This window comes from Streptomyces coacervatus, from assembly GCF_029223485.1.
Classification (GTDB): Bacteria; Actinomycetota; Actinomycetes; order Streptomycetales; family Streptomycetaceae; genus Streptomyces; species Streptomyces coacervatus.
The window spans coordinates 15,096-40,004 of the sequence record NZ_JARHTP010000003.1 but is presented as its reverse complement, the minus strand read 5'-3'; the positions used below and the strand labels follow the sequence as shown (position 1 = coordinate 40,004).

At 70.4% G+C, this 24,909-nt stretch carries 24 protein-coding genes; 12 read left to right on the top strand and 12 right to left on the bottom strand.

The window, feature by feature from the left end; translation table 11 throughout:
• The first annotated feature begins 14 nt into the window (after positions 1–14).
• The gene (locus tag P2Q00_RS07695) at positions 15–725 is read left to right on the top strand and encodes a VIT1/CCC1 transporter family protein (protein WP_275770843.1); all 711 of its coding nucleotides are present in this window, start codon (positions 15–17) and stop codon (positions 723–725) included.
• A gap of 115 nt (positions 726–840) precedes the next feature.
• Here P2Q00_RS07695 and P2Q00_RS07690 read toward each other — a convergent pair whose 3' ends face one another.
• The 4 genes from P2Q00_RS07690 to P2Q00_RS07675 form a co-directional block, all read right to left on the bottom strand.
• A complete protein-coding gene (locus P2Q00_RS07690) occupies positions 841–1,851 on the bottom strand; it encodes a CopD family protein (RefSeq protein WP_275770841.1) in 1,011 nt (336 codons plus the stop codon).
• A gap of 114 nt (positions 1,852–1,965) precedes the next feature.
• Positions 1,966–3,330 (bottom strand): CoA transferase, encoded by a 1,365-nt coding sequence (locus P2Q00_RS07685; RefSeq protein WP_275770839.1) that lies wholly within the window; start codon positions 3,328–3,330, stop codon positions 1,966–1,968.
• A gap of 49 nt (positions 3,331–3,379) precedes the next feature.
• Positions 3,380–4,903 carry a S8 family serine peptidase gene (locus P2Q00_RS07680; RefSeq protein WP_275770837.1) on the bottom strand — a complete coding sequence of 508 codons (1,524 nt, stop codon included), beginning with the start codon at positions 4,901–4,903 and terminating at the stop codon, positions 3,380–3,382.
• Between the two features lie 108 nt (positions 4,904–5,011).
• A complete protein-coding gene (locus P2Q00_RS07675) occupies positions 5,012–6,538 on the bottom strand; it encodes a S8 family serine peptidase (protein WP_275770836.1) in 1,527 nt (508 codons plus the stop codon).
• A 253-nt stretch (positions 6,539–6,791) separates the two neighbouring features.
• On the opposite strand from P2Q00_RS07675, the gene P2Q00_RS07670 reads away from it, so the two are divergent.
• The 3 genes from P2Q00_RS07670 (at position 6,792) to moaA (ending at position 9,948) form a co-directional block, all read left to right on the top strand.
• Complete coding sequence (locus tag P2Q00_RS07670; RefSeq protein ID WP_275770834.1) at positions 6,792–7,148, top strand: DUF485 domain-containing protein; 357 nt, start codon at positions 6,792–6,794, stop codon at positions 7,146–7,148.
• Positions 7,145–8,770, top strand: coding sequence for a monocarboxylic acid transporter (locus tag P2Q00_RS07665; RefSeq protein WP_275770832.1), 1,626 nt, complete (start codon positions 7,145–7,147; stop codon positions 8,768–8,770). Before P2Q00_RS07670 ends, P2Q00_RS07665 begins: the two co-directional genes overlap by 4 nt.
• A gap of 188 nt (positions 8,771–8,958) precedes the next feature.
• Complete coding sequence (gene moaA, locus P2Q00_RS07660) at positions 8,959–9,948, top strand: GTP 3',8-cyclase MoaA (RefSeq protein ID WP_275770829.1); 990 nt, start codon at positions 8,959–8,961, stop codon at positions 9,946–9,948.
• A 12-nt stretch (positions 9,949–9,960) separates the two neighbouring features.
• Here the strand turns inward: moaA and P2Q00_RS07655 are convergent, their stop codons facing one another.
• Both P2Q00_RS07655 and P2Q00_RS07650 read right to left on the bottom strand, forming a co-directional pair.
• Positions 9,961–10,179, bottom strand: a complete 219-nt coding sequence (locus P2Q00_RS07655; protein ID WP_275770828.1) for a hypothetical protein — start codon at positions 10,177–10,179, stop codon at positions 9,961–9,963.
• A gap of 225 nt (positions 10,180–10,404) precedes the next feature.
• The gene (locus P2Q00_RS07650; protein WP_275770826.1) at positions 10,405–10,803 is read right to left on the bottom strand and encodes a DUF3099 domain-containing protein; all 399 of its coding nucleotides are present in this window, start codon (positions 10,801–10,803) and stop codon (positions 10,405–10,407) included.
• A 246-nt stretch (positions 10,804–11,049) separates the two neighbouring features.
• On the opposite strand from P2Q00_RS07650, the gene P2Q00_RS07645 reads away from it, so the two are divergent.
• On the top strand, positions 11,050–11,328 hold the full coding sequence (locus P2Q00_RS07645; protein WP_275770825.1) for a GlsB/YeaQ/YmgE family stress response membrane protein: 279 nt from the start codon (positions 11,050–11,052) through the stop codon (positions 11,326–11,328).
• A 111-nt stretch (positions 11,329–11,439) separates the two neighbouring features.
• Here P2Q00_RS07645 and tyrS read toward each other — a convergent pair whose 3' ends face one another.
• From tyrS to P2Q00_RS07630, 3 genes are read right to left on the bottom strand one after another with little or no spacing between them, the layout of a single operon-like run.
• The gene (gene tyrS / locus P2Q00_RS07640) at positions 11,440–12,708 is read right to left on the bottom strand and encodes a tyrosine--tRNA ligase (protein WP_275770824.1); all 1,269 of its coding nucleotides are present in this window, start codon (positions 12,706–12,708) and stop codon (positions 11,440–11,442) included.
• A 56-nt stretch (positions 12,709–12,764) separates the two neighbouring features.
• The gene (locus P2Q00_RS07635) at positions 12,765–14,159 is read right to left on the bottom strand and encodes a metallopeptidase TldD-related protein (protein WP_275770823.1); all 1,395 of its coding nucleotides are present in this window, start codon (positions 14,157–14,159) and stop codon (positions 12,765–12,767) included.
• Positions 14,156–15,679, bottom strand: coding sequence for a TldD/PmbA family protein (locus P2Q00_RS07630; RefSeq protein ID WP_275770822.1), 1,524 nt, complete (start codon positions 15,677–15,679; stop codon positions 14,156–14,158). Before P2Q00_RS07630 ends, P2Q00_RS07635 begins: the two co-directional genes overlap by 4 nt.
• Positions 15,680–15,933: 254 nt before the next feature.
• Between P2Q00_RS07630 and fabG the strand changes: the two genes are divergently transcribed.
• The 3 genes from fabG to P2Q00_RS07615 all read left to right on the top strand — a co-directional run bounded on the left by fabG (position 15,934) and on the right by P2Q00_RS07615 (position 17,935).
• On the top strand, positions 15,934–16,638 hold the full coding sequence (fabG, locus tag P2Q00_RS07625; protein WP_275770821.1) for a 3-oxoacyl-[acyl-carrier-protein] reductase: 705 nt from the start codon (positions 15,934–15,936) through the stop codon (positions 16,636–16,638).
• Between the two features lie 5 nt (positions 16,639–16,643).
• Positions 16,644–17,411: an enoyl-ACP reductase FabI gene (gene fabI, locus P2Q00_RS07620; RefSeq protein WP_275770819.1), complete on the top strand. Its 768-nt coding sequence runs from the start codon at positions 16,644–16,646 to the stop codon at positions 17,409–17,411.
• Positions 17,412–17,587: 176 nt separating this feature from the next.
• Positions 17,588–17,935, top strand: a complete 348-nt coding sequence (locus P2Q00_RS07615; protein WP_275770817.1) for a hypothetical protein — start codon at positions 17,588–17,590, stop codon at positions 17,933–17,935.
• Here P2Q00_RS07615 and P2Q00_RS07610 read toward each other — a convergent pair.
• Positions 17,916–18,605 carry a FadR/GntR family transcriptional regulator gene (locus tag P2Q00_RS07610; RefSeq protein ID WP_275770816.1) on the bottom strand — a complete coding sequence of 230 codons (690 nt, stop codon included), beginning with the start codon at positions 18,603–18,605 and terminating at the stop codon, positions 17,916–17,918. The genes P2Q00_RS07615 and P2Q00_RS07610 overlap by 20 nt on opposite strands.
• Positions 18,606–18,675: 70 nt before the next feature.
• On the opposite strand from P2Q00_RS07610, the gene P2Q00_RS07605 reads away from it, so the two are divergent.
• The 4 genes from P2Q00_RS07605 to P2Q00_RS07590 all read left to right on the top strand — a co-directional run bounded on the left by P2Q00_RS07605 (position 18,676) and on the right by P2Q00_RS07590 (position 21,109).
• Positions 18,676–19,974, top strand: a complete 1,299-nt coding sequence (locus tag P2Q00_RS07605) for a CynX/NimT family MFS transporter (RefSeq protein ID WP_275770815.1) — start codon at positions 18,676–18,678, stop codon at positions 19,972–19,974.
• Positions 19,975–20,018: 44 nt separating this feature from the next.
• Positions 20,019–20,135 (top strand): SGM_5486 family transporter-associated protein, encoded by a 117-nt coding sequence (locus tag P2Q00_RS07600; protein WP_269787331.1) that lies wholly within the window; start codon positions 20,019–20,021, stop codon positions 20,133–20,135.
• 183 nt (positions 20,136–20,318) lie between these two features.
• Positions 20,319–20,525, top strand: coding sequence for a hypothetical protein (locus tag P2Q00_RS07595; RefSeq protein WP_275770811.1), 207 nt, complete (start codon positions 20,319–20,321; stop codon positions 20,523–20,525).
• 65 nt (positions 20,526–20,590) lie between these two features.
• Positions 20,591–21,109: a SixA phosphatase family protein gene (locus P2Q00_RS07590; RefSeq protein WP_275770808.1), complete on the top strand. Its 519-nt coding sequence runs from the start codon at positions 20,591–20,593 to the stop codon at positions 21,107–21,109.
• Between the two features lie 68 nt (positions 21,110–21,177).
• Here P2Q00_RS07590 and serB read toward each other — a convergent pair whose 3' ends face one another.
• Together serB and P2Q00_RS07580 are read right to left on the bottom strand one after the other, a co-directional pair.
• A complete protein-coding gene (serB, locus tag P2Q00_RS07585) occupies positions 21,178–22,404 on the bottom strand; it encodes a phosphoserine phosphatase SerB (protein WP_275770805.1) in 1,227 nt (408 codons plus the stop codon).
• Between the two features lie 337 nt (positions 22,405–22,741).
• Complete coding sequence (locus tag P2Q00_RS07580; RefSeq protein ID WP_275770789.1) at positions 22,742–24,787, bottom strand: streptophobe family protein; 2,046 nt, start codon at positions 24,785–24,787, stop codon at positions 22,742–22,744.
• Between the last annotated feature and the right edge of the window lie 122 nt (positions 24,788–24,909).

Genomic DNA, 24,909 nt, shown 5'->3' with positions numbered 1-24,909 from the left:
GGATCCTCCCGGGTGTGACGGAACCAACGCACGACGAGGCGCACAGGGGCGCGCTGGGCGAGCGGCTGAACTGGCTGCGCGCGGCCGTTCTGGGCGCGAACGACGGCATCGTCTCCACCGCGGGTCTCGTCGTCGGCGTGGCCGGCGTGACGGACGACCGCTCGGCCCTGCTCACCGCCGGGCTGGCGGGACTGCTGGCCGGGTCGATGTCGATGGCCGCGGGGGAGTACGTGTCCGTCTCCACCCAGCGGGATTCCGAGATGGCCGCCCTCGCCCTGGAACGGCGGGAGTTGCGCGAGCAGCCGGAGGCGGAGCTGCGGGAGCTGACCGGGTTGCTGGAGGAGCGGGGGCTGTCGCGCGAGGTCGCCGAGGAGGCGGCCCAGCAGCTGACGGAACGGGACGCGCTCAGGGCGCACGCCCGCGTGGAGCTCGGCATCGACCCCGACGAGCTGACCAATCCGTGGCACGCGGCGTGGGCGAGCTTCCTGGCGTTCACCGTGGGGGCGCTGCTGCCGCTGCTGGCGATCGTGCTGCCGCCCGTGGACTGGCGGCTCCCGGTCACTGTGGTCTCCGTGCTGGCCGCCCTCGTCCTCACCGGCTGGACCAGCGCACGGCTCGGCGGCGCCCGGCCCGGACAGGCCGTGCTGCGCAATGTGGTGGGCGGGGCCCTGGCCATGGGGGTGACCTACGTGGCGGGGACGCTGCTGGGGGCGGCCGGGGTCTAGCAGTGCTCGGCATCAACGAGCGACTGATCAACGAGCGACTGATCAACGATTGACCAGTCGTCTGACCCCTCGTCAATGGTTGATCTCCATCGACGGGTTGATCAACTGATTGATGTCACGACCAGCGGATCGGCAGCGGCAGCGCCGTCAGCAGCCCCGACACCAGGACCACCACCGCGAGCGCGGCGATCTCCATGCGCGCGGGGAAGCAGGCCGTCAGCGGGTCGGCGGCGCGGCGCAGCCGGATCCGCGCCCACAGGGCGAGCAGGGCGACGACGGCCACGAGGATCACCTTGGCGAGCAGGGTGCGCCCGTACGCCGTCGTCGTCAGCTGGTCCAGGATCGTGTGCGACGGCATGCGGCGCAGCGAACTCCACACCCCGGTCGCGGTGATGACCGCCAGCAGAACGGCCGCCACGCGCGCGTACAGCCCCAACAGGGCCGCGCCCAGCTCCGAGCGGCCCCACCGGCGCACCGTCCGCAGCGTGTACAGCAGACTGCCCGTCCATAGCGTCGCGCACGTCAGGTGCACCACCGTCAGCCCCGATCCGACCAGCGGACTGTGTTCGGTGGAGGGGTGCGCGCGCAGGGCCTCCGCGGCGACGACCGCGGCCAGCGGCCAGACCTGGGTGACCGGGCGGCGCGAGAGGGCGCAGAGACCCGCCGCGAGAAAGGCGTTGACCTCGACCAGCGCGAGCCGGCCGTCCCGCGAGTCGTAGAGGCCGCCGACGTTGATGTCGGCGAGGCTGTGCGGCACCAGGTTGCCGGTGGACACGACCGAGGCGAGGCCCAGTGCGGCGACGAAACCGGCGGCGGCCGCGTACGGCGCCCAACTGCGGGGCACGGCCTCGGGGGTGCCGGGCAGCGAACGGACCAGACGGTTCACCAACAACTCGCCCAGCGGCACGCACAGCGCGGCGAACAGCACCGCCCGCAACAGCGCGATGCCCCCGACTCCGGGTGCGGCGGCCTCCCCCGTGTCGTGCAGCGCGGTGGACGGGCCGAGCAGCGGTATCAGCGCGGCCAGAGCCACCAGGACGAGGACGGCGACGGCCCGGCCGGCACCGGGGCGCCCTACCGGCCCCCTGGCCCCGGCCTCCCCGGCCGTGGGTTTTGTCAACGTCACCTCACGATGTTCGCCAGCCGCCGCAGAACCGGGCAAGTGGAGTAAGACAACTGGGGTACGGCATTCTGCCCATGGGTACGTTTTCGGTCGCTCCCCTGACTCAGAGACCGTGACTCAGACCCACCGCGCGGGATCCGTCCCCCAGGGCACCGGCGGCCGTGCCCAGTCGACGGGCCCGCCCGCGAAGGAGACCGGCGGCAGGGCATATCGCAGCCGCCCCAGCGAGCTGTCCGTCTCGGCCAGCCACGCACCGGGCCCGTCGTACGAGTTGTCCCCCGCGGCACCGGCCCCCATGCCGTTCAGGAGCCACTCCGCCGTCCGCGCCAGTGCCAGTCGTACGAACCGGCTGCCGCCCTCGTGCGACTGCTCGGTCAGCGCCCGCAGCACGGCCGCCGCCAGCAGATAGCCGGTCCCGTGGTCGAGCGCCTGCGCGGGCAGCGCACCCGGCTGCTCCATGGAGCCCTCGACGGCGGCGATCCCCGAGGCCACCTGCACCAGGCTGTCGAAGCCGCGCCGCTCACCCCACGGCCCGTACGCGCCCCATGCCGACACCTGCGCCACGACCAGCCCGGGCCGCCGTTCCGAAAGCGCCTGCGGCGACAGCCCGAACCGGTCCAGGGCGCCCGGCCGGTAGCCCGTGACGACCACGTCCGCCGCCGCGAGCAGCTCCTCGAAGGTGCGCCGGCCGGCCACCAGGTCCAGCGTCGTCGACCGCTTCCCGAAGCCCGTGTCGGCGTGCTGGTCGGACAGTTCGGGCAGCTGCGGGTGGTCGACGCGCAGTACGTCCGCGCCCAGCAGGGCGAGCGTGCGGGTGGCGACCGGACCGGCCAGGACCCGGGTCAGGTCGAGGACCCGCACTCCGGCCGCGGGCAGCAGGGGAGTTGCGTCGAGCGGGGCGAGCACGCGTGTGCGTGCGGAGTCGAGCCGCTCGCGCTCCACCAGCGGCCGCGCAGCCACCGCGACGGCCTGCTCGTGCGCGGCCCACTCCTTGGCGGTCCGCAGTGCCACGGCCAGACCCCCGGCCCCGTACACGGTCTCCTCGACCTCCAGGGAGGACCGCTCGGCCAGCGCCGCTTCGACGGCGGTCACATCGTCCGGCACCCCCAACGCGTCCAGCAGCCGCGCCCGGTGGTGCGGGTAGTTCGCATGCGTCCGCACCCACCCGTCCGCCGTCCGCCAGAACCGCGACAACGGCGCGAAGGTGACCGGCGCCCGCCCGTCGACCAGCAGCTGCCGCTCACTGTGGAAGGCCGCAGCGACGGCCCCGTCGTCCACCCGCACATCGGGTACCGCCGCCGGCCCGCCCCGCCGCGCCCCCAGCTCGGCACCGGCCAGCGCACACGCTCCGACGCAGGCCCGCGCCAACTCCCGTACGGGAAGGCGCGCTTCGAGCGCACCCTCCCGCACCACGGTCGACACTCGTGGGAGAAGGGCGGGGTCGCCGCCCAGCGCGGACCAGGCAATCTTGATTCCAGTCATTACTTCACTATGCAGTATTGACTGAATCAATATATCGGCCTCGTCCGGCCTACTTGGTCACCGCGTTCAACGCGTCCACGGTGCCCCAGCCGTAGAAGCCGTTGTAGTTCTTCGGCCCCTGGCACACCGCGTCGACCTTGCCGTCCCCGTTGATGTCGTACGGGTCCGTGCACGCCGTGGCGTCGGCCTCGGCGTACAGCAGGGCCTTCACCAGGGCCGGCGAGGCGTACGGGTGGGTTGACTTGATCAATGCGGCGACGGCCGCCACATGCGGCGAGGCCATCGACGTACCGGCCATGTAGCCCCACTTGCCGCCGGGCAGCGTGCCCAGGATCTGACCGCTCGTGGCCGGCGGGGCCGGGGCCTGGTAGCGGGTCGAGTCGCCGCCCGGCGCGGCCACGTCGATGGTGCCCAGACCGTAGTTGGAGAACGACGACTTGATGCCCTTCGCGCCGGTCGCCGCTACGGTCACCACACCCGGCAACTGGGTCGGAATGTCAAGGCACTTGGACGGGTCGATCGCCCGGTCGGAGGGCGTGCCGTCGTTCGGCGAGGACGGGTCCGTGATCGAGTCCGACGCCAGGTCGTAGTTCTCGTTGCCGGCTGCCGCGACGTTGACCGTGCCCTTGCGCTCCGCGAACCGCGCGGCCCGGGTGACGGCGTCCACGAGCGCCTTCTGGTCCGGGTCGTCGGTGCAGTTGAAGTACCAGGGGTCGGTGTAATAGCTGTTGTTGGTGACGTCGACACCGTGTTCGGCCGCCCACACGAATCCGCAGACCACGGCCTCGGTGTAGAAGTAGCCCTTCGGGTCGGCCACCTTGATGCCCGCGACCTTCACGCCAGGTGCGACACCGGTCATGCCGATGCCGTTCTTCGCGGCCGCGATCTCGCCCGCCACATGCGTGCCGTGCGGGCTCTCCCCGGCCGCGGGACGCCAGGCGCCGTCGGTGGTGTCCGGCTTGCCCGACACGCAGTTGACCGAGGCGTTCCGGTTGAAGTTCGGCGCGATGTCGGGGTGCGTGTCGTCGACGCCGGTGTCGATCACGCCGACCGTGACCTTCGGGCTGCCCAGCGACTTCTCGTGCGCCTTGTCCGCCTTGATGGCGGCGAGATCCCACTGCAGGGGCTCCAACGGATCCTGCCCGTCGGCGGCCTGAACGCCCTTCAGCTCCTCGGCGGTGAGCGCCTTGGGTGTGCCCACGTCGGTCGTCGACTGAGCAGGCAGCGGAGCGTTGCGGGTGTTGCCGGCCGACTCCACCCCGTGCACCGTGCGGATGGTCCTGGCGAAGTCGGGGTTCGCCGAGTGGACGACGATCACGCCGATCTCGTCGTACGACGTCACGATCGTGCCGCCGGCCTCGGCTATCGCCTTGTCCACATACGCCGAAGTGCCGTGCCCGGGGCGGACGTTGACGACGTAGCTGAGCGGGCTCGCGTCGGCGGCGGTCGAGGCGGTCGGCGCGGTGTCCGCCGCCGCGGCCGTGACGTTCGGGAGGAACGCGAGGGCCGTTGCCGTCGCCATCCCGAGCGGGATCGCGATCGCGCGGCGGTAGCGCGGGTGAGGCGCTGTCATGTGTCAGTGTCTCCAGTTCGTTCGCGGTGCGAGCGGTATGTGCGGACCGTGCGGGAAGTCCGGGGCGGCGCGGTCTCTGACTCCGCGCCGCCCGTGCGAGCACAGGGTCTACTTCACCGCGCGCAGCGCGTTGACGATGCCGAAACCGTAGAATCCGTTGATCCGCTTTCCGCCCACGCAGGTGGCGTCCACGACGCCGTCGCCGTTCCCGTCGTACGGGTCGGTCGGGCAGCCGGGGTTGTCCGCCTCGGCCTTGAGGAGGGCCTGCAGCTGGGCCGGAGTCGCCCACGGGTGCGTCGACTTCAGCAGCGCGGCGACGGCCGCGACGTGCGGAGTCGCCATCGACGTGCCCTGGAGGTAGCCGTACTGGTTGTTCGGCAGCGTCGACAGGATGCGGCCGTTCTTCGACGGCGTGTCCGGGATCTGGTACTTGTCGCCGCCCGGCGCCGCGACGTCGATCACACCGTCGCCGTAGCTCGAGTAGTAGGACTTCGCGCCCTTGACACCGGTCGCGCTGACCGTGACCACGCCCGGCAGCTGGGTCGGCACGTCGAAGCACTCGTGCGGGTCGACCGTGCGGGTCACGGGCGTCGAGTCGTCGGGGCTGGAGGCGTCCACAAGGGCGTTCGAGTCGAGGTCGTTGTTGGAGTTGCCCGCCGCGGCGACATTGAGGGTGCCCTTGTGCTGGGCGTACAACTGGGCCCTGTTGACCGCATCAACGATGGCACGTTGATCGGGGTCGTCCATGCAGTTGTACTGCCATGGATCAACGTAGTAGCTGTTGTTGGTGATCTCGACGCCGTGGTCGGCGGCGAACACGAAGGCGCAGACGACGCTCTCGGGGAAGAACAGCTGGTTCGCGTCCGGCTGGGCCACCGTGATGCCGGCGACCTTCACACCGGGCGCGACACCCGCGACCCCGATGCCGTTGCGGGCCGCGGCGATCTCGCCCGCCACATGCGTGCCGTGGTAGTGGTCGGCGTCCACCGGCCGCCAGGAACCGTATGTGGTGTCCGCCTTGCCGCTCACACAGTTGGCGGACTGCGAGGGCGAGAAGTTCGGCGCGATGTCGGGGTGGGTGTCGTCGACGCCGACATCGATGACGGCGACGGTCACGCTCTTGCTGCCCGGGTCGATCTGCGCGGCCTTGTCGGCGCCGATCGCGCGCAGGTCCCACTGGTCGGCCTCGAGAGGCTCCTCGCCGGCCGTCGAGGTCTTCGCGACCTTCGCGGCCTCGGCCTTGGAGAGGTACTGCACCGCGCCCTCGTCCGTCGTCCCCGCCGCCTGCACCGGCGAGGTCCGCGAGGCGCCCGCGGACTGCACGCCGCGCACCTTGCGTATCTCCTTGGCGAAGTCGGGGTTCGCGGAGTGGACGACTATCACGCCGATCCTGTCGTACGACACCACGACGGAACCGCCGGCCGCATTGATCGCCGACTTGACCGACTTGATCGTGTAAGGGTCCGTCTTCGTATTGACGAGGTAGGCGAAGGTGCCCGCATCGGCCGCCTGGGCGGCGGACTCCACGCGCGGGGCGGCCTGTGCGGCCGCCGGCAGGAAGCCGAGCGAGGCGGTCAGCGACAGCACGACCGGTACGGCGAGGGCGAGCCGACGTCTGGAACGCAGATGAGCCATGGGGTCTCCACATCATCCGGAAACGAAACAGCCCGAGACGCAGGTGCTGCTCGGGCAGGTACATGACTGGTGGTGCAGGCCGAAGCTATCTCCCGAAGTCGCTGGTCAGCAATGAGTTGCCCAAGGTGAGTTCGGAAACAGGTCAAGGGAGTTGAACCTGCCCTCGCGTGGCGCCGTGACCTTGGACAGGGAGCACGAGGACACTCGCCCCCGATCCCCGTAACAAACCGCATCCGCAACGCGAGGAGACTCCGTGGCCACCGAGACACCGCCCCCCTCGAAAACCACAGCCAAACTCCCGTCAACCGAGGAGTTCGTCGCGGAGCAGGAGAGTGCGGAGTTCGGTGAACTGCGCCGCGCCCACCGCTCCTTCGCCTTCCCGCTGACCATCGCCTTCATCGCCTGGTACCTGCTCTACGTCCTGCTGTCGAACTACGCGGACGACTTCATGGGCACCAAGCTGTTCGGCAACATCAACGTCGCCCTGGTGCTGGGCCTCGCCCAGTTCCTCACCACTTTCCTCATCGCCTGGTGGTACTCGCGGCACGCCGCCGCCCAGCTCGACCCCAAGGCCGAGGCGATCAAGTCCCGTATGGAGGGCGACGTATGAGCATCGCGCAGCAGACCGTGCTGGCCGCCGGTGAGGCCAGTCAGCACCGGCCGCTGATCATCACCCTGTTCTCGGTGTTCGTCGCCGCGACCCTCGTGATCACCGTATGGGCGGGCCGCCAGACCAAGGACGCCGCCGACTTCTACGCCGGCGGCCGCCAGTTCACCGCCTTCCAGAACGGCCTCGCCGTCTCCGGCGACTACATGTCAGCCGCGTCCTTCCTCGGCATCGCGGGCGCGATCTCGCTGGCCGGCTACGACGGCTTCCTGTACTCCATCGGCTTCCTGGTCGCCTGGCTGGTGGCGCTCCTCCTGGTCGCCGAGCCGCTGCGCAACTCCGGCCGGTACACCATGGGCGACGTCCTCGCGTACCGGATGCGCCAGCGCCCGGTCCGCACGGCGGCCGGCACCTCCACCATCGTGGTCTCGATCTTCTACCTGCTGGCCCAGATGGCGGGCGCGGGCGTCCTGGTCTCGCTGCTGCTCGGCATCACCAGCGACGGCGGCAAGATCGGCATCGTGGCGCTCGTCGGCCTCCTGATGATCGTGTACGTCACCATCGGCGGCATGAAGGGCACCACCTGGGTCCAGATGGTCAAGGCCGTGCTGCTCATCGTGGGCGCCCTGCTGCTGACCTTCCTGGTCCTGCTGAAGTTCCACTTCAACATTTCCGACCTGCTCGGCAAAGCCGCCGACAACAGCGGCAAGGGCTCGGCCTTCCTGGAGCCCGGTCTCAAGTACGGCCTCACGTCGACGTCCAAGCTGGACTTCATCTCCCTGGGCATCGCCCTGGTCCTGGGCACCGCGGGCCTGCCGCACATCCTGATCCGTTTCTACACCGTGCCCACGGCCAAGGCCGCGCGTAAGTCCGTCAACTGGGCGATCGGCCTCATCGGCGCCTTCTACCTGATGACGCTCGCGCTCGGCTTCGGCGCCGCGGCGCTCATCAAGCCGGACGAGATCGTCGCCTCCAACAAGGCGGGCAACACGGCCGCACCGCTGCTGGCCCTGCATCTGGGCGGTGTCGACTCCAACTGGGGCGCCATCCTGCTCGCGTCCATCTCCGCGGTCGCCTTCGCCACCATCCTCGCGGTCGTCGCGGGCCTGACCCTGGCCTCGTCCTCGTCGTTCGCCCACGACATCTACGCCAACGTCATCAAGAAGGGCGAGGCCACCGAGAAGGAGGAACTGCGCGCGGCCCGCCTTGCGACGGTCGCGATCGGAGCCGTCTCGATCTGCCTCGGCGCCCTGGCCCGCGACCTGAACGTGGCCGGCCTGGTCGCCCTCGCCTTCGCGGTCGCCGCCTCCGCCAACCTGCCGACCATCCTCTACAGCCTCTTCTGGAAGCGGTTCACCACCCGGGGAGCCCTGTGGTCGATCTACGGCGGCCTGATCACAGCGGTCGGTCTGGTCCTGTTCTCGCCAGTGGTCTCCGGCAAGGAGACATCGATGTTCCCCCACGTCGACTTCCACTGGTTCCCGCTGGAGAACCCGGGCATCATCTCGATCCCGGTCGGCTTCCTGCTGGGCGTCCTCGGCACGTATCTGTCCAAGGAGGAGCCCGACAAGGGCAAGTACGCGGAGCTGGAGGTCCGGTCCCTGACCGGCACCGGCGCCCACTGACGACCCGCTGAACCCCCTCAACTCCGCTGTACACACCCCCCTGAGCGGCCGCGTCGTAGGGATCTACGACGCGGCCGTGCCGTACCTCGTGGGATCGGGCCGCTGTCGTTGTCGGTGGTGTCACGTAGGCTCGCAGGTGACGGGAAAAGATGGAGCCGGACTGATCCGTTACGAGGGAGGGGGCCCACGTGCTCATCGACACCTACGGCCGGGTGGCCACCGACCTGAGAGTCTCGCTGACCGACCGGTGCAACCTGCGATGTACGTACTGCATGCCCGAAGAGGGCCTGCAGTGGCTGGCCAAGCCCGACCTGCTCACCGACGACGAGATCGTCCGCCTGATCGACATCGCCGTCACCTCCCTGGGCATCAAGGAGGTCCGCTTCACCGGCGGCGAACCCCTGCTGCGCCCGGGCCTGGTCGGCATCGTCGAGCGGGTCGCCGCGCTGCACCCCCGCCCCCAGATGTCCCTGACGACGAACGGCATCGGCCTCAAGCGCACGGCGACGGCCCTGAAGGCAGCGGGCCTGGACCGGGTCAACGTCTCCCTCGACACCCTGCGCCCCGACACCTTCAAGATCCTCACCCGCCGGGACCGGCACAAGGACGTCATCGAGGGCCTGGACGCCGCCCGCGACGCAGGCCTGACCCCGGTCAAGGTCAACACCGTCCTGATGCCGGGACTGAACGAGGACGAGGCCCCGGACCTCCTCGCCTGGGCGGTGGAGCACGACTACGAACTGCGCTTCATCGAGCAGATGCCCCTGGACGCCCAGCACGGCTGGAAGCGCGAGGGCATGGTCACCGCGGGCGACATCCTGGCCTCGCTGCGCACCCGCTTCGACCTGACCGAGGAGGGCGCGGACGAGCGCGGCTCGGCCCCCGCCGAGCGCTGGGTCGTGGACGGCGGCCCGCATCGCGTCGGCGTCATCGCCTCCGTCACCCGCCCGTTCTGCGCGGCCTGCGACCGCACCCGCCTCACGGCCGACGGCCAGATACGCACCTGCCTGTTCGCCCAGGAGGAGACGGACCTGCGCGCCGCCCTGCGCTCCGACGCCCCTGACGAGGAGATCGCCCGCATCTGGCGACTGGCCATGTGGGGCAAGAAAGCGGGCGCGGGCCTGGACGACCCGTCCTTCGTCCAGCCGGACCGCCCGATGTCGGCGATCGGCGGCTAGCGCCGGACAGGCCTAGCTGCCCTCGGCGGACTCCCATTCCTTCAGCAGGACCACGTCCTTGAGGAAACCCCGTACACCGAGGAACTGGGAAAGGTGCTCCCGGTGCTCCTCACAGGCGAGCCATGTCTTGCGCCGCTCCGGCGTGTGGATCTTCGGGTTGTTCCACGCGAGCACCCACACGGCATCGGCGCGGCAGCCCTTGGCGGAGCAGATCGGGTTCTCTTCACTCACGGGTTCGTCTCACAGGCGGGCTGAACAAGGCGCAGAACAAGGCGACGCCGAGCAGCCACGGGGGGAGCTGCCCGGCGTCGGTCTGTCGCTCCGACGGGGGATGCGGAGCGCCTACGAAGTATGTCACGGGTAACCCGTCGCCCGGCACCGGAACAACATGATTGATCTGAGCTTTTCTTGAGCTTGGTGCGGAGCCGACTTCCGTTTGCGGCCCTTCCGTGGTGGTCACGCGTGGTCGTGCGGCTCGCTTCGTGCGCCCGGTGCGGGCTCGGCCGCGACATCTTCCGGGACGGGTTCCGCGAAACCGTCGTTCGTGCGCGGCGGCGCAATCATCGGACGCATCGGGGCCCTCACGAACGTCGACGGAAGCGACGGCGCATTCTCCCGCCCCGCGTTCGCGATCACCACGGCGATGTAGGGGAGGACCAGTCCGAGGACCAACGCCACGATCGCGACGTGCCGTTCGACGTTCCACAGAGAGGCCGCGAGGATCACCGACACCGTGCGGATCGACATCGAGATGACGTACCGGCGCTGTCTGCCGCGCACGTCGTCGTCGAGGCTCGCCCGAGCCCCGGTGATCCGGAACACCTGGCTGTTGCCGCCGCCATGCTGCTTCCGCATCACATTCCACCATCCGCCCGCATCGGACCGTCCCCGTCCCCGTGCCCGGTCCGTCCCCGGTCGGGGGACGGCACCCGGACACCTCCAACGTTACGCCGCGCCTGCGCCGCCTACGAGACCGGGTCACCTCCGACCTGGCCGAACGGCCTCAGTCGCAGCGAGTACAGCCCCACCCGACATGCGCCGTACGGTGCACGGGCCGACACTGGGCGTAATGCTCACGTCGAGCCGTACGAGGAGGCAGCCATGGGCTGGTTGTGGGCGATCATTGTGGGTTTCGTACTGGGCCTGATCGCCAAGGCGGTCATCCCCGGCAAGCAGCACAGCCCCCTCTGGCTGACCACCATCTGCGGCATGCTCGGCGCGATCGCCGGCAACGCCGTCGCCCGCGCGGTCGGCGTCGCCTCGACCCGCGGCATCGACTGGAGCCGTCACGCCTTCCAGCTGGTCGCCGCGATCATCATCGTCTTCCTGGCCGACATGGCATACATGGCAACACTGGGCAAGCACAAACAACAGGCGTGAGCTGACGCGCCCCTTTTCAGGGGCGCGGGGAACTGCTTTAGGGGCGCGGGGAACTGCGCGAACAACCACGACGAGAGCCGCAGCCCGCAGATCTCCGCACCCCTACGGCGCTTACGCTCCAGTAACCTCAACAGCGGCAAGATTCTTCTTGCCACGCCGCAGCACAAGCCACCGCCCGTGCAGCAGATCCTCCTTGGCGGGAACCGCGTCCTCGGAGGCGATCTTCACGTTGTTCACGTAAGCGCCGCCCTCCTTCACGGTCCGCCGCGCAGCCGACTTACTGGCCACCAGACCGACCTCGGCGAACAGGTCCACCACGAGACCGGGCTCGGCGACCTGGACGTGCGGCACCTCGGACAGCGCCGCCGCCAGCGTCGCAGCGTCCAGCTCCGCCAGCTCACCCTGCCCGAAGAGGGCGCGGGACGCGGCAACCACCGCGGCCGTCTGGTCGGCGCCGTGCACCAGCGTCGTCAGCTCCTCCGCCAGCGCGCGCTGCGCGGCACGCGCCTGCGGACGCTCCTCGGTCTGCTTCTCCAGCTCTTCGAGTTCCTCACGGGACTTGAAGGACAGGATCCGCATGTACGTCGAGACATCCCGGTCGTCCACGTTCAGCCAGAACTGGTAGAACGCGTACGGCGTCGTCATCTCGGCGTCGAGCCAGATGGCACCGCCCTCGGTCTTGCCGAACTTGGTGCCGTCCGCCTTGGTCATCAGCGGCGTCGCCAGCGCATGCACACTGGCGTGCGGTTCGAGACGGTGGATCAGGTCGAGGCCCGCGGTGAGGTTGCCCCACTGGTCGCTGCCGCCCTGCTGCAGGGTGCAGCCGTGGCGGCGGTACAGCTCCAGGAAGTCCATGCCCTGCAGGAGCTGGTAGCTGAACTCCGTGTAGCTGATGCCTTCTTCGGACTCCAGACGCCGGGCGACGGAGTCCTTCGTCAGCATCTTGTTGACGCGGAAGTGCTTGCCGATGTCCCGGAGGAACTCGATGGCCGACAGACCGGCCGTCCAGTCCAGGTTGTTCACCATGACCGCGGCGTTCTCGCCCTCGAAGGACAGGAACGGCTCGATCTGCGCACGCAGCCGGGTCACCCAGTTCGCGACCGTCTCCGGGTCGTTGAGCGTCCGCTCCGCCGTGGGGCGCGGGTCACCGATCTGGCCGGTGGCGCCGCCCACCAGCGCCAGCGGACGCAGGCCTGCCTGCTGGAGCCGGCGCATGGTGAGGACCTGGACCAGGTGGCCGACGTGCAGACTGGCCGCGGTCGGGTCGAAGCCGCAATAGAACGTGACGGGACCGTCCGCGAGCGCCTTGCGCAAAGCATCCTCGTCAGTGGACAGGGCCCACAGCCCCCGCCACTTCAGCTCGTCGACGATGTCCGTCACGGTTCTCGTATCTCCTTGATGATCTTCGGGCAGTCGAGCGACTACCGGCTACGAGGTTATACGCCCTGACTGACAGAGCTCATATTGAAGTCGGGCACCCGCAGCGCAGGCATCGCAGCCTTAGTGAACCAGTCGCTCCACTCCCTCGGCAGCGTCTTTTCGGTGCGCCCGGCCTCGGTGGCCCGCCCGAGCAGGTCGACCGGCGACTCGTTGAACCGGAAGTTGTTGACCTCGCCGGTCACCTGGCCGTTCTCGACGAGATAGACGCCGTCCCTGGTCAGGCCGGTGAGCAGCAGGGTGGCCGGGTCGACCTCGCGGATGTACCAGAGGCAGGTCAGCAGCAGCCCGCGCTCGGTGTTCGCGACCATCTCCTCCAGCGAGCGGTCCTCCCCGCCGGTCAGGACGAGGTTGTCGATGGTGGGAGCCACCGGCAGCCCGGTCAGGCCCGCGCTGTGCCGGGTCGTCGTCAGATGGGTCAGCTCGCCCTGCCGCACCCACTCGGTGGCCGCGAGCGGCAGGCCGTTGTCGAACACCGACTGGTCGCCGCCGGAGGAGTGCGCGATCACGAAGGGTGCCGACTCCAGGCCCGGCTCGTTCGGGTCGCTGCGCAGGGTCAGCGGCAGCTCGCTGAGCTTGTCGCCCACGCGCGTGCCGCCGCCCGGCTTGGAGAACACCGTGCGCCCCTCGACCGCGTCCCGGCCGGACGCCGACCACATCTGGTAGATCAGCAGGTCCGCGACGGCGGTCGGCGGCAGCAGCGTCTCGTACCGCCCCGCGGGCAGCTCGATCCGCCGCTCCGCCCACCCGAGGCGTACGGCGAGCTCCGCGTCCAGCGCCGCCGGGTCGACGTCCTTGAAGTCCCGCGTGGAGCGGCCCGCCCACGCCGAGCGCGTACGGTCCGGGGACTTGGCGTTCAGCTCCAGTGTTCCGTTGGGCTGGTCGTGGCGCAGGCGCAGCCCCGTCGACGTACCGACATAGCTCGTCACGAGTTCGTGGTTGGCGAAGCCGTACAGCTCGCGGCCGCCCGCACGCGCGCGTGCGAAGGCCTCACCGAGCGCCGGTGCAAAGTCCGCGAACACGGTCGACGAGGTCTCGGCGGGCCCGTCCGTGAAGTCCGGCGACTGGGCAACGCCCGTGACCAGCGGCTGCGCGTCCTCCGCAGGCCCGGCGCCGCGCGCGGCGCCCTCGGCGGCCCGCACCAGCGGCTCCAGCTCCTCCACGGTCACGGCCGAGCGGGAGACGACACCGGAGGCGGTCCCCTCCTTGCCGTCGACGGTCGCGACGACCGTGAGGGTACGCCCGCGCGTGACGCCGTTCGTGGTCAGCGCGTTGCCGGCCCAGCGCAGGTTGGCGGTCGAGTGTTCGTCGGCGATCACGACGCAGCCGTCGGCGGTGGACAGCTCCAGTGCCCGCTCGACGATCTCGTGCGGCTTGTTGCTGCGGGCGCTCATCGACCGGCCTCCTGCGTGGTGTTGAGGATGTTGACGCCCTTGAAGAGCGCGGAGGGGCAGCCGTGCGACACGGCGGCGACCTGGCCCGGCTGGGCCTTGCCGCAGTTGAAGGCACCCCCGAGGACATACGTCTGCGGGCCGCCCACGGCGGCCATCGAGCCCCAGAAGTCGGTGGTCGTCGCCTGGTACGCGACGTCCCGCAGCTGCCCGGTGATGCGCCCGTTCTCGATCTTGAAGAACCGCTGACCCGTGAACTGGAAGTTGTAGCGCTGCATGTCGATGGACCAGGACCGGTCCCCGACGACGTAGATCCCGCGGTCGACCCCGCCGATCAGGTCCTCCGTCGCCATCCCGGCCGGATCGGGCTGCAGCGACACGTTGGCCATGCGCTGCACCGGAACGTGTCCGGGGGAGTCGGCGAACGCGCAGCCGTTGGACCGCTCGAACCCGGTCAGCTTCGCGATGCGCCGGTCCAGCTGGTAGCCGACCAGCGTGCCGTCCTTGACCAGGTCCCAGGACTGGCCCTCGACACCCTCGTCGTCGTAACCGATGGTCGCCAGGCCGTGCTCGGCGGTGCGGTCGCCGGTGACGTTCATCAGCTCGGAGCCGTACTTGAGCTTGCCGAGCTGGTCGAAGGTGGCGAAGGAGGTGCCGGCGTAGGCGGCCTCGTAGCCGAGGGCGCGGTCCAGTTCGGTGGCGTGACCGATGGACTCGTGGATGGTCAGCCACAGATTGGACGGGTCGACGACCAGGTCGTACAGGCCCGCCTCGACGCTCGGTGCGCGCATCTTCTCGGCGAGCAGCTCCGGGATCTGCGCGAGCTCGCTCTCCCAGTCCCAGCCGGTGCCGGTGAGGTACTCCCAGCCGCGCCCGACGGGCGGCGCGATGGTGCGCATCGAGTCGAACTCGCCGCTGGACTCGTCGACCGACACGGCCGTCAGCTGCGGGTGCAGCCGGACGCGCTGCTGGGTGGTCACGGTCCCCGCCGTGTCGGCGTAGAACTTGTTCTCATGCACGGTGAGCAGCGAGGCGTCGACGTGGTTGACGCCGTTCGCCGCCAGCAGCTGTGTGCTCCAGTCCGCCAGCAGCGCCGACTTCTCCTCGTCGGGCACGGAGAACGGGTCGATCTCGTACGACGAGATCCATGTCTTCTCCGCGTGCACGGGCTCGCCGGCGAGCTCCACGCGCTCGTCCGAACCGGCCGCCTTGAGCACCTGGGCGGAGAGCTTGGCCATCGCCACCGCCTGCGAGGCGACCTTGGCGGCGGCGTCCAGGCTCAGGTCCACCCCCGATGCGAAGCCCCATGTGCCGCCGTGTACGACGCGCACCGCGTATCCGAGGTCGGTGGTGTCCGACGAACCGGCGGGCTTGGCGTCCCGGAAGCGCCAGGACGCGCTGCGCACCCGCTCGAACCGGAAGTCCGCATGTTCGGCACCCAGGGCACGCGCGCGTGCCAGCGCCGCGTCGGCCAGGGCGCGTAGGGGAAGTGCCGTGAAGGCTTCGTCGATGGAATGAGGCACCGAGGTCTCTCCTTGTTGTCGTGACCTGTCGTGACCTGTGGTTGCTCCGATCATGTCGCGCCGGCGGGCCCGCGGACCACAGGTTTCGGGTCGGCACCGGGAACTTTCTGTAGGGACCCGACAGCGAGTCCCGTAAGCCACTGTCGGTGCCCGATTGTCCGCACGAGCGCCGGGACCGATAGGTTTTCGAGGGAGCCGCCTGTCATCCAGGTATTCGGGCGGACGTATCAGACCGCTATCGAAAGGGTGATCCGTTGAGCCGCTCGGTTCTCGTCACCGGAGGCAACCGGGGCATCGGCCTCGCCATCGCCCGCGCATTCGCCGATGCCGGCGACAAGGTCGCCATCACTTACCGCTCGGGGGAGCCGCCGGCCGGTTTCCTGGCCGTCAAGTGCGACATCACCGATACCGAGCAGGTGGAGCAGGCCTACAAGGAGATCGAGGCCGAGCACGGCCCGGTCGAGGTCCTGATCGCCAACGCCGGGATCACCAAGGACCAGCTCCTGATGCGCATGTCCGAGGAGGACTTCACCTCCGTCGTCGACACCAACCTCACCGGCGCCTTCCGCGTGGTCAAGCGTGCCAACCGCGGCATGCTGCGCGCCAAGAAGGGCCGCGTCGTCCTGATCTCGTCGGTCGTCGGGCTGTACGGCGGCCCCGGGCAGGCCAACTACGCCGCCTCCAAGGCCGCCCTAGTGGGCTTCGCGCGCTCCCTCGCCCGTGAGCTGGGCTCGCGCAACATCACCTTCAACGTCGTCGCACCCGGCTTCGTCGACACCGACATGACCAAGGCGCTCACCGACGAGCAGCGTGCGAACATCGTGCAGCAGGTGCCGCTCGGTCGTTATGCGCAGCCGGAGGAGGTGGCCGCGACGGTGCGGTTCCTCGCCTCGGACGACGCCTCGTACATCACTGGAGCCGTCATCCCTGTTGACGGCGGACTGGGAATGGGTCACTGATCACCATGAGCGGAATTCTCGAGGGCAAGCGCGTCCTGATCACCGGTGTGCTGATGGAGTCCTCCATCGCCTTCCACGCCGCCAAGCTGGCCCAGGAGCAGGGCGCCGAGATCATCCTGACCGCGTTCCCGCGGCCCACGCTGACCGAGCGCATCGCCAAGAAGCTCCCCAAGCCCACCAAGGTCATCGAGCTCGACGTCACCAATGACGAGCACCTGGGCCGCCTGGCCGACCTGGTCGGTGAGGAGCTCGGCGGCCTCGACGGCGTCGTGCACTCCATCGGCTTCGCGCCGCAGGACGCGCTCGGCGGCAACTTCCTCAACACGCCGTTCGAGTCGGTCGCCACGGCCATGCATGTCTCGGCGTACTCCCTGAAGTCGCTGACCATGGCCTGTCTGCCGCTGATGCAGAACGGCGGCTCGGTCGTCGGCCTCACCTTCGACGCCCAGTACGCCTGGCCGCAGTACGACTGGATGGGCCCGGCCAAGGCCGCCCTGGAGGCCACCAGCCGCTACATGGCACGCGACCTGGGCAAGCAGAACATCCGCTGCAACCTGATCTCCGCGGGCCCGATCGGCTCGATGGCCGCGAAGTCCATCCCGGGCTTCGCCGATCTGGCCTCCGTCTGGGACAGCCGCTCCCCGCTGGAGTGGGACCTCAAGGACCCGGAGCCGGCCGGCAAGGGCGTCGTGGCGCTGCTGAGCGACTGGTTCCCGAAGACCACGGGCGAGATCATCCACGTGGACGGCGGTCTGCACGCCATCGGCGCGTGATCGCAGCCGCCAGGGTCTGAACGGCGATCTTAGGGCGCGCGTCCGGCCGGGCGCGCGCCCTCGGCATATCACCCGTTCGGCCTATCCGGCCGGGCGTAGCCGGGGCTCAACTGCGCACTCTGGATTACGTGTTCAGTACGTGATTCCCTCCCCAGCGCGGCCGAGGAGGTCCCCTTGTGCGCATCTTCCGCAGCCTGGCCTCAGTGACCGTCGCCGTAGCTCTCGTGATGTCCCTGCCGTACGAGGCGATGCCCCACGCGCGCGTGAAGCCCGGGAAACCACCGGCCCCGCAGCTCTTCGGCGCCGAGTGCCGCACCAGGATCACCGGCTCCCACGTGACCGCGTACTGCCACAACCCCTATCCGGGGACCGATGCCGTCAGCCTGCACGTCGAGTGCGCCCGGTGGTGGGACCTCGACACCGACGGCCCCCCGGTCGACACCGGTCCGGCGATGACGGTGCGCCTCACCGGCCGGTGCTGGAAGGAAGTCGGCTCGGTGTGGATCAGTCACCAGAAGCGGTGAACCGTCCGGGACGGCACAGGAACGGATAGCCGGCCGCCTCCGCACCGGCCGCCTCGGCGTCGCCCGCGCGGATCGCGTCGACCAGTCGTGTGTGCTCCATGTACGTCTCCGGCGTCAGCTCCTCGCCGACGTCCTCGCGCAGCCAGTCCCGCAGCACCTCGCCGAGGTCCGCGTACATCGCGGTCATCACGTCGTTGTGGGAGGCCGCCACCACGGCCAGGTGGAAGGTTGCGTCCGCCGTCACGAACGTCTCCTTGTCGCCCGACGCCCAGCCCTCCTCGCGCCGCACCAGCAGCGCGTCCAGCTGCTTGAGGTCCTTCTCGGTACGCCGCTCGGCTGCGAGCTTCGCCGCGGCCGACTCCAGCGTGGAGCGCAGCTCGGCGATGTGCCGGGGATCCGCGTCCGCGAAGCGGCGGTGCATCACGCCCGCCAGCTCACTGGTCGCCACGACGTATGTGCCCGAGCCCTGCCGGATGTCCAGCAGCCCGTTGTGCGCGAGCGCGCGAACCGCCTCACGGACCGTGTTCCGGGCGACGCCGAGCAGCTCGACCAGCTCCGGCTCCGTCGGAATGCGGGAGCCGACCGGCCACTCGCCCGAGGTGATCTGCTGCCGCAGCGCGGCGATGACCTGCTCGGACAGCGCGGAACGACGGGGATGACTCAGGGGCATGGCACACCTTCGCACGAGGTGGGCGGGTTCGCTCGACCCGGGGATGGACAACCAATCATCCTATGATTCTATGATGGGTCGCATGGCAAGTGAGGAAACCCGGACGACGACGTCCACGGCCGTGCGCAGTTCGGCCGCGGACCAGCCCCAGCGACCCGCCACGCACGCGTGGACGACGAGATTGCTCGTGATCGGCATCGTCCTGTCGGCGCTCAACCTCCGCCCCGCCATCACGAGTCTCGGCGCGCTCCTCGAAGACGTCCGCGACGGCCTCGGCATGAGCGGAAGCATGGCCGGCCTGCTCACCTCCGTGCCTCCGCTCTGCTTCGCGGTTTTCGGCGTCACGGCCCCGCGCCTGGCCCGTCGCTTCGGAGCGGGCGCGGTCGTCTGCGCGGGCATGGTCGCCATCACCGCAGGCCTGCTCATACGGCCGTACGCGGGCGGCACGGCCGGCTTCCTGGCCGCCAGCGCGCTCGCCCTCATGGGCATCGCGGTCAGCAACGTCCTGATGCCGGTCATCGTCAAGCGCTGGTTCCCGGACCGGGTGGGCTCCATGACCGGCCTCTACTCGATGGCGCTCGCCCTGGGCACCGCCTCCGCGGCCGCAGCGACGGTGCCCATGACCGAGGCGCTGGGCGGGAGTTGGCAGTCGGGGCTCACGGTGTGGGCGGCCCTCGCGGCGGCGGCCGTACTGCCGTGGATTCCGTTCGTACGGCAGCGGGGTGCGGGGCCTGCCGGGCAGCTGCCCGGGCGACAGGAGCACGCGCGCGTGGAGGCGTCCGCGCTGCGGATCACCCGGAGCCGTACGGCCTGGGCGCTCGCCGTGTTCTTCGGGCTCCAGGCCACCGCCGCGTACATCACGATGGGCTGGATGGCGCAGATCTTCCGGGACGCGGGCGTGCCCGCGAGCACGGCAGGGCTGCTGCTCGCCGTCACGATGGTGATGGGGGTGCCGCTGGCCTTCGTCATCCCGCGCGTCGCCACCAGGCTGCCGCACCAGGGGCCGATCGTGCTCGTGCTGGGCGCCTGCGGCCTGGCCGGTTACGCCGGCCTGTACCTCGCACCGGCCGCCGGAGCCTGGGCCTGGGCACTGCTGCTCGGCGTCGCCAACTGCGCCTTCCCGCTGGCCCTCACCATGGTCGGTATGCGGGCCAGGACCGGCGCGGGCGTCGCCCAGCTGTCGGCCTTCGCCCAGAGCACCGGCTATCTGATCTCCATCCCCGGCCCGCTCCTGGTGGGCGTGCTCTACCAGCACAGCGGCGGCTGGGGACTGCCGATCGCGCTCATGGCCGCCCTGATGGTCCCGCAGATGGTGGTGGGCGTCCTGGCAGGGCGCAACCGCACGGTGGAGGACGAGGCGGCCCGCTGACCCCCGGCCGGACCCTCGCGGGCGCAGGGTGCGAGACTGGCCCCATGCCAGTGCTCGACCCGAACCCCCAGAACGGCCAGAAGAAGATGCTGCTCGTCTTCGGCTCGTTCCTCGCCATCTTCGTGATCATCGCCATCATCGCGACGATCGCTTCGCCCTGACGCCCGATGACGCGGGCCTTATCGGGGTCCGGTGGTGGGGCTAGCCCCACCATCCCCTAGGGGGCGAGTGTCAGGGTCAACTGGGTGGATCTCCGGATGGGTTGAGGGCTCCGGATTCCGTAACTTCGAAGTGTGGCCGCGAGCGGCGGACCACCGGCCATTCGAAGACCAGCGGAGGCACCCATGTCGGCCCAGTCGCACACCCGGCCCCACCCGGCGACCACGGGTGGCGTCGACATCCGGCTGCCCTGGTGGGCCCTCGCCCTGCCGACACTCGCCTTCATCGTGCTTCTGGCGCTGATGCTGAACCCGTCGGACGCGCAGGCGGCGGCGGGCGACCCGGCGATCACCCACCTGTTCGAGCGTGCACAGCAGCTCATAGCGCGCTGAACACCGGTTCGGGCGCCGGTCAACTCCCTGCGCCCCATGGCCTGTTTCATGCGAAGCTGGTTCCCATGAGCGTCGCAGAACCCCGCAGGATCGTCCTCTTCCGGCATGCGAAAGCCGACTGGCCACAGGTGACCGACCATGAGCGCCCCCTCGCCGAGCGGGGCCGTACGGACGCCGCAGTCGCCGGACGCAAGCTGGCCGACACCGGTATCCCCTTCGATCTGGCCCTGTGCTCCACCGCGATCCGGACCCGCGAGACCTGGAAGCTCGCCGTCCACGAATTCCCGCATCGGCCGAAAACCGTCTATGAGGAGCGGATCTACGAGGCCTCACCCGGTGAGCTGATCGCGCTGCTCAATGAGACCCCCGACGACGCGCAGAATGCCGTACTGATCGGCCACAACCCGGGTGTGCAGGGCCTCGCCGAGATCCTGGCCGGCTCGGCCGAGGGCGACGTCGGCGAGCGGATGAACCGCCGCGGCTTCCCGGCCGCCGCCTTCGCCGTCCTGTCCTTCGAGGGCCCCTGGAAGACCCTGGAGCCGGGCGTGGCCACGCTGCTCGACTACTGGGCGCCGACCGAGTAGACGACACGGCGACCGAGGGGCCCGGCACCACCGCGGTGCCGGGCCCCTCGACGTACGGATGGGGGCGACTACTCATCGTCGTGCGTGTCCGCCGCCTCGACCTCTTCCCGGGTGACGCCCAGCAGATACAGGACCGTGTCCAGGAAGGGCACGTTCACCGCGGTGTGCGCCGCCTCCCGTACGACCGGCTTGGCGTTGAAGGCGACGCCGAGACCGGCCGCGTTGAGCATGTCCAGGTCATTGGCGCCGTCGCCGATCGCCACGGTCTGGGCGAGCGGTACGCCCGCCTCCGCGGCGAACCGGCGCAGCAGCCGCGCCTTGCCGGCGCGGTCGACGATCTCGCCGGTGACCCTGCCGGTGAGCTTCCCGTCGACGATCTCCAGGGTGTTGGCCTGGGCGAAGTCCAGCCCGAGCCGCTCCTTGAGGTCATCGGTGACCTGGGTGAACCCACCGGAGACCACGCCCACTTGATACCCGAGCCGCTTCAGCGTGCGGATCAGCGTGCGGGCACCCGGTGTCAGCCGTACCTCACTGCGCACCTTGTCCACCACGGACGCGTCGAGCCCCTCCAGGAGCGCCACGCGCGCGTGCAGCGACTGCTCGAAGTCCAGCTCCCCGCGCATCGCGGCCGCGGTCACCTCGGCGACCTTGTCCTCGCAGCCCGCGTGCGCGGCGAAGAGCTCGATCACCTCGTCCTGGATGAGCGTCGAGTCGACGTCCATGACGACCAGTCGCTGTGCCCGCCGGTGCAGCCCCGCCGCGACGACCGCCACGTCGACACCCAGTGCCGCCGCGTCCGTCACGAGGGCGGTGCGCAGCGGCTCGGTCTCGACGCCGGACACCGCGAACTCGACCGCCGTCACGGGGTATTTGGCGAGGCGGAAGATACGGTCGATATTGCCGCCGACCTTGGTGATCTTCGCGGCGATCCGGGCCGTGGCCTCCGAGGTGAGCGGATGGCCGAGGACGGTGACCAGCGAGCGCCCGAGGCCGCGTGGCCGGTTGTCGCCGCGGCCGGAGATGATCTCCGCCTGCATCCTCATCGACTCGGCCCAGCTGTGGACGGTCGCCCGCAGGTCACCTTCGAGCCCGGCGGGCGGCTGGGTCACGAGCACGCACAGCACGATCCGGCCACGGGTGACGACCTGCTCGATGTCGACCACGTCGACGGAGTAGGCGGCGAGAGTGTCGAAGAGACCCGCCGTGATGCCCGGCCGGTCCTTGCCGAAGATCTTGACAAGGAGGGTGGGGGCATCGGGCGTGACGTCAGAGGTCGGGATCTGCGAAGCGCTCATGGTGTACCCACCGTATCCGGCACCCAGTGCCTACCGCCGCCGCGGTCCGCCTAGCGGACACGGAACAGTGGGTGTCGGACGGATGGCGGGAGCCTTACGCGCCGGCCACGACTGCACCGGCAGCACCGGCACGCGGCGTGCACCTCGCGCGGCACAGGTGCGTTGGAGGGCCCGGTTCCGCCCAGGGGCGATGCATCCAGGTCAGCGGCCTCCCTTGGGCCGGTGGGAATCTTGTGCGTCGGCCACGACTGCAGCGGCCGCACCGCCAGTCGGCGGGGACATCGACCGGCACATGCGTGAGGGGCGGCGCGGTCCAGCCGGCGGTCGGCCGTCCGGCTCAGCGGTCGCCCTTCGGCCTCCCCGGCGGGGGCGGCGGCTGGGGTGGGGGCGGGCCCTCGTCGCGCCCGGGCTTCGGCTGCTTCCCGCGGCGGGGCCGGAGCGGCTGCCGCGGTGTCCGGGGCGGGGGACTCCCGATCGGCCGGGCCACCGTCGGCGCGCCGTACATGTTGCTGTTGCCGGTGTCGGGCGGCGGCGAGCTGCCGGGGTCCCGCGCCTCACCGGCCGGCTGTCCGCGACCTGGGGCACCGGGCGGTCGCGCACCCTCACCCTGCCGGGCCCCGTCCGGCGGCCGCGCGTCCTCCGGTTCCCGCAGCTCGTCCGGCAGCTGCAGATACGGATTGGTCGCGGGGTTCGGCGCCCGGTACGGCGCACCGGGCGTGTACGGCCCCGATGTGCCCCCGGCCGCAGCCATCCCGACCCCGGACTCGTGCGCGTACTGCGGATACCCGGAGTCCCCGGCCGGTACCCCCACGGCCCCGCCCCGCAGCGCCAGCGGCGCCGCCCGCCGTCCCGCCGAGCCGGTCGCCCACGCCAGCAGTGCCCCGGCAGCCCCCGCCCCCGCACCCCACAGGGCGCCCAGGAGCAGCGCCATGCCGAGGTGCCCGTGCAGCTGGATCCCGGCGCCGAACGCATCGAAGCCCAGCACCGACAGCGAGGCGTCCACCGACACCTCCGTCAGCCATGCGAGCAGCGGCAACGTCAACGCCGTAACGACTCCCAGCCGCAAGGCACACCGCCCGGCGAACCCGAGGGCCCCCGGCCCCCGTATGCCTCCGGAACCCGCAGCCCCCGCGGCGCTGCTTCCCCAAGCCCCGCCCACCGCGGAGCCACCGGAGTGTGCTCCCGTCCCCGTGCTCCAAGCCTCGGCGCCCCTGTGCTCACTGCCCCCGGCCGCCGGGCCACCCGCCGCAGGCCGCCCGGCCCCCACCGGTGTCCGCACCGCGGCCAGCACCCCCGCCAGCAGCATCATCAGGGCCGCCGCCACTCCCAGCAGCCACACCCGCCCGTCCAGTTCCGCCAGCCGCCCCAGCGTCACCGACCGGTCGGTCTTCGCGGTGAGCAGGTTGTCCAGCGGATGCGGCAGGAAGTTGGTCAGTACGCCGGTCGCCCTGCCGTCGAACGGCACGAACAGGCCGATCGGGATGCCCAGCCAGGTGCCGTTGGGCGCGCCCAGCAGCGCGGCGCCGAAGATCCGCTTGGGATGGTCGTCGCCGATCGCCGCGTACGCCGCCGCCGCGAACCCTGCCGCCACCGTCACCAGCATCACCGTGACGATCGCCGAAGCCGCCGGCCGTACGACCCGGTGCACGGCCTCCCAACCGGGCGGCAGGGGAGTGCGGCGCGAGGCCAGCAGGGCGATCAGCAGGATGCCGGCCGACCAGCCGAGACCGCCCAGCAGCGTGGGCGCCGTGTCGACGGTGAATCCGACCGCCGCCTTCGCGTTGATGAGGTTGCCGATGTTGTCGGGCAACAGCCCGCCGATGTTCCCGACATCGCCCAGGCCGGGGATCTTGAGGCCGCCGCCCCCTCCGCCCCCGCCCGGCAGCTTGTCGAGCCCCAGCGAGCCGCCGTCGATGGTGATGACGTCGTGCCCCGCCCAGGCCAGCCCGCCCAGCGTCGCCACGAACAGGGCGACCACCGCACCCGCGCGCGCGAGGAGTTCGGCCGGTGCGATCACAACTCCCGCCGCGCGCAAGGACCGTAGGAAGAACCACGACAACAGGAGTGCGCCGACCAGGCTCACACCCAATGGCGTGATCGTGACGGCCGTATGCGCCTGAGCGCCTTTCAGACCGAACGCGGACACGTCGCCGGACGGCGTGACCGAACCACCCGCCCCAAGTGCCACGACAGCCGCGGTCATCGGTCCGAGCGAGCCCGACTTGTCCGCCTCCAGCAGGTGCAGGCCGAGCGCCGCCGTGCCCGCCATCCCGATCAACGCCCAGCTCACAGAGGCGATCGCGGACAGCAGGACGTCCCCCCACGGCACCCTCGTGCCGTGCGTGGCGCTCCGCACGCTCTCGACACTCGACGACGCGCTCATGGCAGACCCCCCGATCCGCATCGCGGCACGGCGGCCGCACATGTCCCCCTCGCGTGGATTACCACTCTCCGGGTCGGTTTCAACCCCGTCAACGGAACCAGCCGATGCGTATGCGCGTGGTG

Coding starts and splice junctions, on each gene's coding strand:
- P2Q00_RS07685 (WP_275770839.1), bottom strand. CDS start 3,330: ATGACTGGAATCAAGATTGCCTGGTCCGCGCTGGGCGGCGACCCCGCC.
- P2Q00_RS07665 (WP_275770832.1), top strand. CDS start 7,145: ATGAGCATCGCGCAGCAGACCGTGCTGGCCGCCGGTGAGGCCAGTCAG.
- P2Q00_RS07605 (WP_275770815.1), top strand. CDS start 18,676: ATGATGGGTCGCATGGCAAGTGAGGAAACCCGGACGACGACGTCCACG.
- P2Q00_RS07650 (WP_275770826.1), bottom strand. CDS start 10,803: ATGCGGAAGCAGCATGGCGGCGGCAACAGCCAGGTGTTCCGGATCACC.
- P2Q00_RS07680 (WP_275770837.1), bottom strand. CDS start 4,903: ATGACAGCGCCTCACCCGCGCTACCGCCGCGCGATCGCGATCCCGCTC.
- P2Q00_RS07580 (WP_275770789.1), bottom strand. CDS start 24,787: ATGAGCGCGTCGTCGAGTGTCGAGAGCGTGCGGAGCGCCACGCACGGC.
- serB (WP_275770805.1), bottom strand. CDS start 22,404: ATGAGCGCTTCGCAGATCCCGACCTCTGACGTCACGCCCGATGCCCCC.
- P2Q00_RS07645 (WP_275770825.1), top strand. CDS start 11,050: ATGGGCTGGTTGTGGGCGATCATTGTGGGTTTCGTACTGGGCCTGATC.
- P2Q00_RS07600 (WP_269787331.1), top strand. CDS start 20,019: ATGCCAGTGCTCGACCCGAACCCCCAGAACGGCCAGAAGAAGATGCTG.
- P2Q00_RS07675 (WP_275770836.1), bottom strand. CDS start 6,538: ATGGCTCATCTGCGTTCCAGACGTCGGCTCGCCCTCGCCGTACCGGTC.
- P2Q00_RS07635 (WP_275770823.1), bottom strand. CDS start 14,159: ATGAGCGCCCGCAGCAACAAGCCGCACGAGATCGTCGAGCGGGCACTG.
- fabI (WP_275770819.1), top strand. CDS start 16,644: ATGAGCGGAATTCTCGAGGGCAAGCGCGTCCTGATCACCGGTGTGCTG.
- P2Q00_RS07595 (WP_275770811.1), top strand. CDS start 20,319: ATGTCGGCCCAGTCGCACACCCGGCCCCACCCGGCGACCACGGGTGGC.
- P2Q00_RS07610 (WP_275770816.1), bottom strand. CDS start 18,605: ATGCCCCTGAGTCATCCCCGTCGTTCCGCGCTGTCCGAGCAGGTCATC.
- P2Q00_RS07590 (WP_275770808.1), top strand. CDS start 20,591: ATGAGCGTCGCAGAACCCCGCAGGATCGTCCTCTTCCGGCATGCGAAA.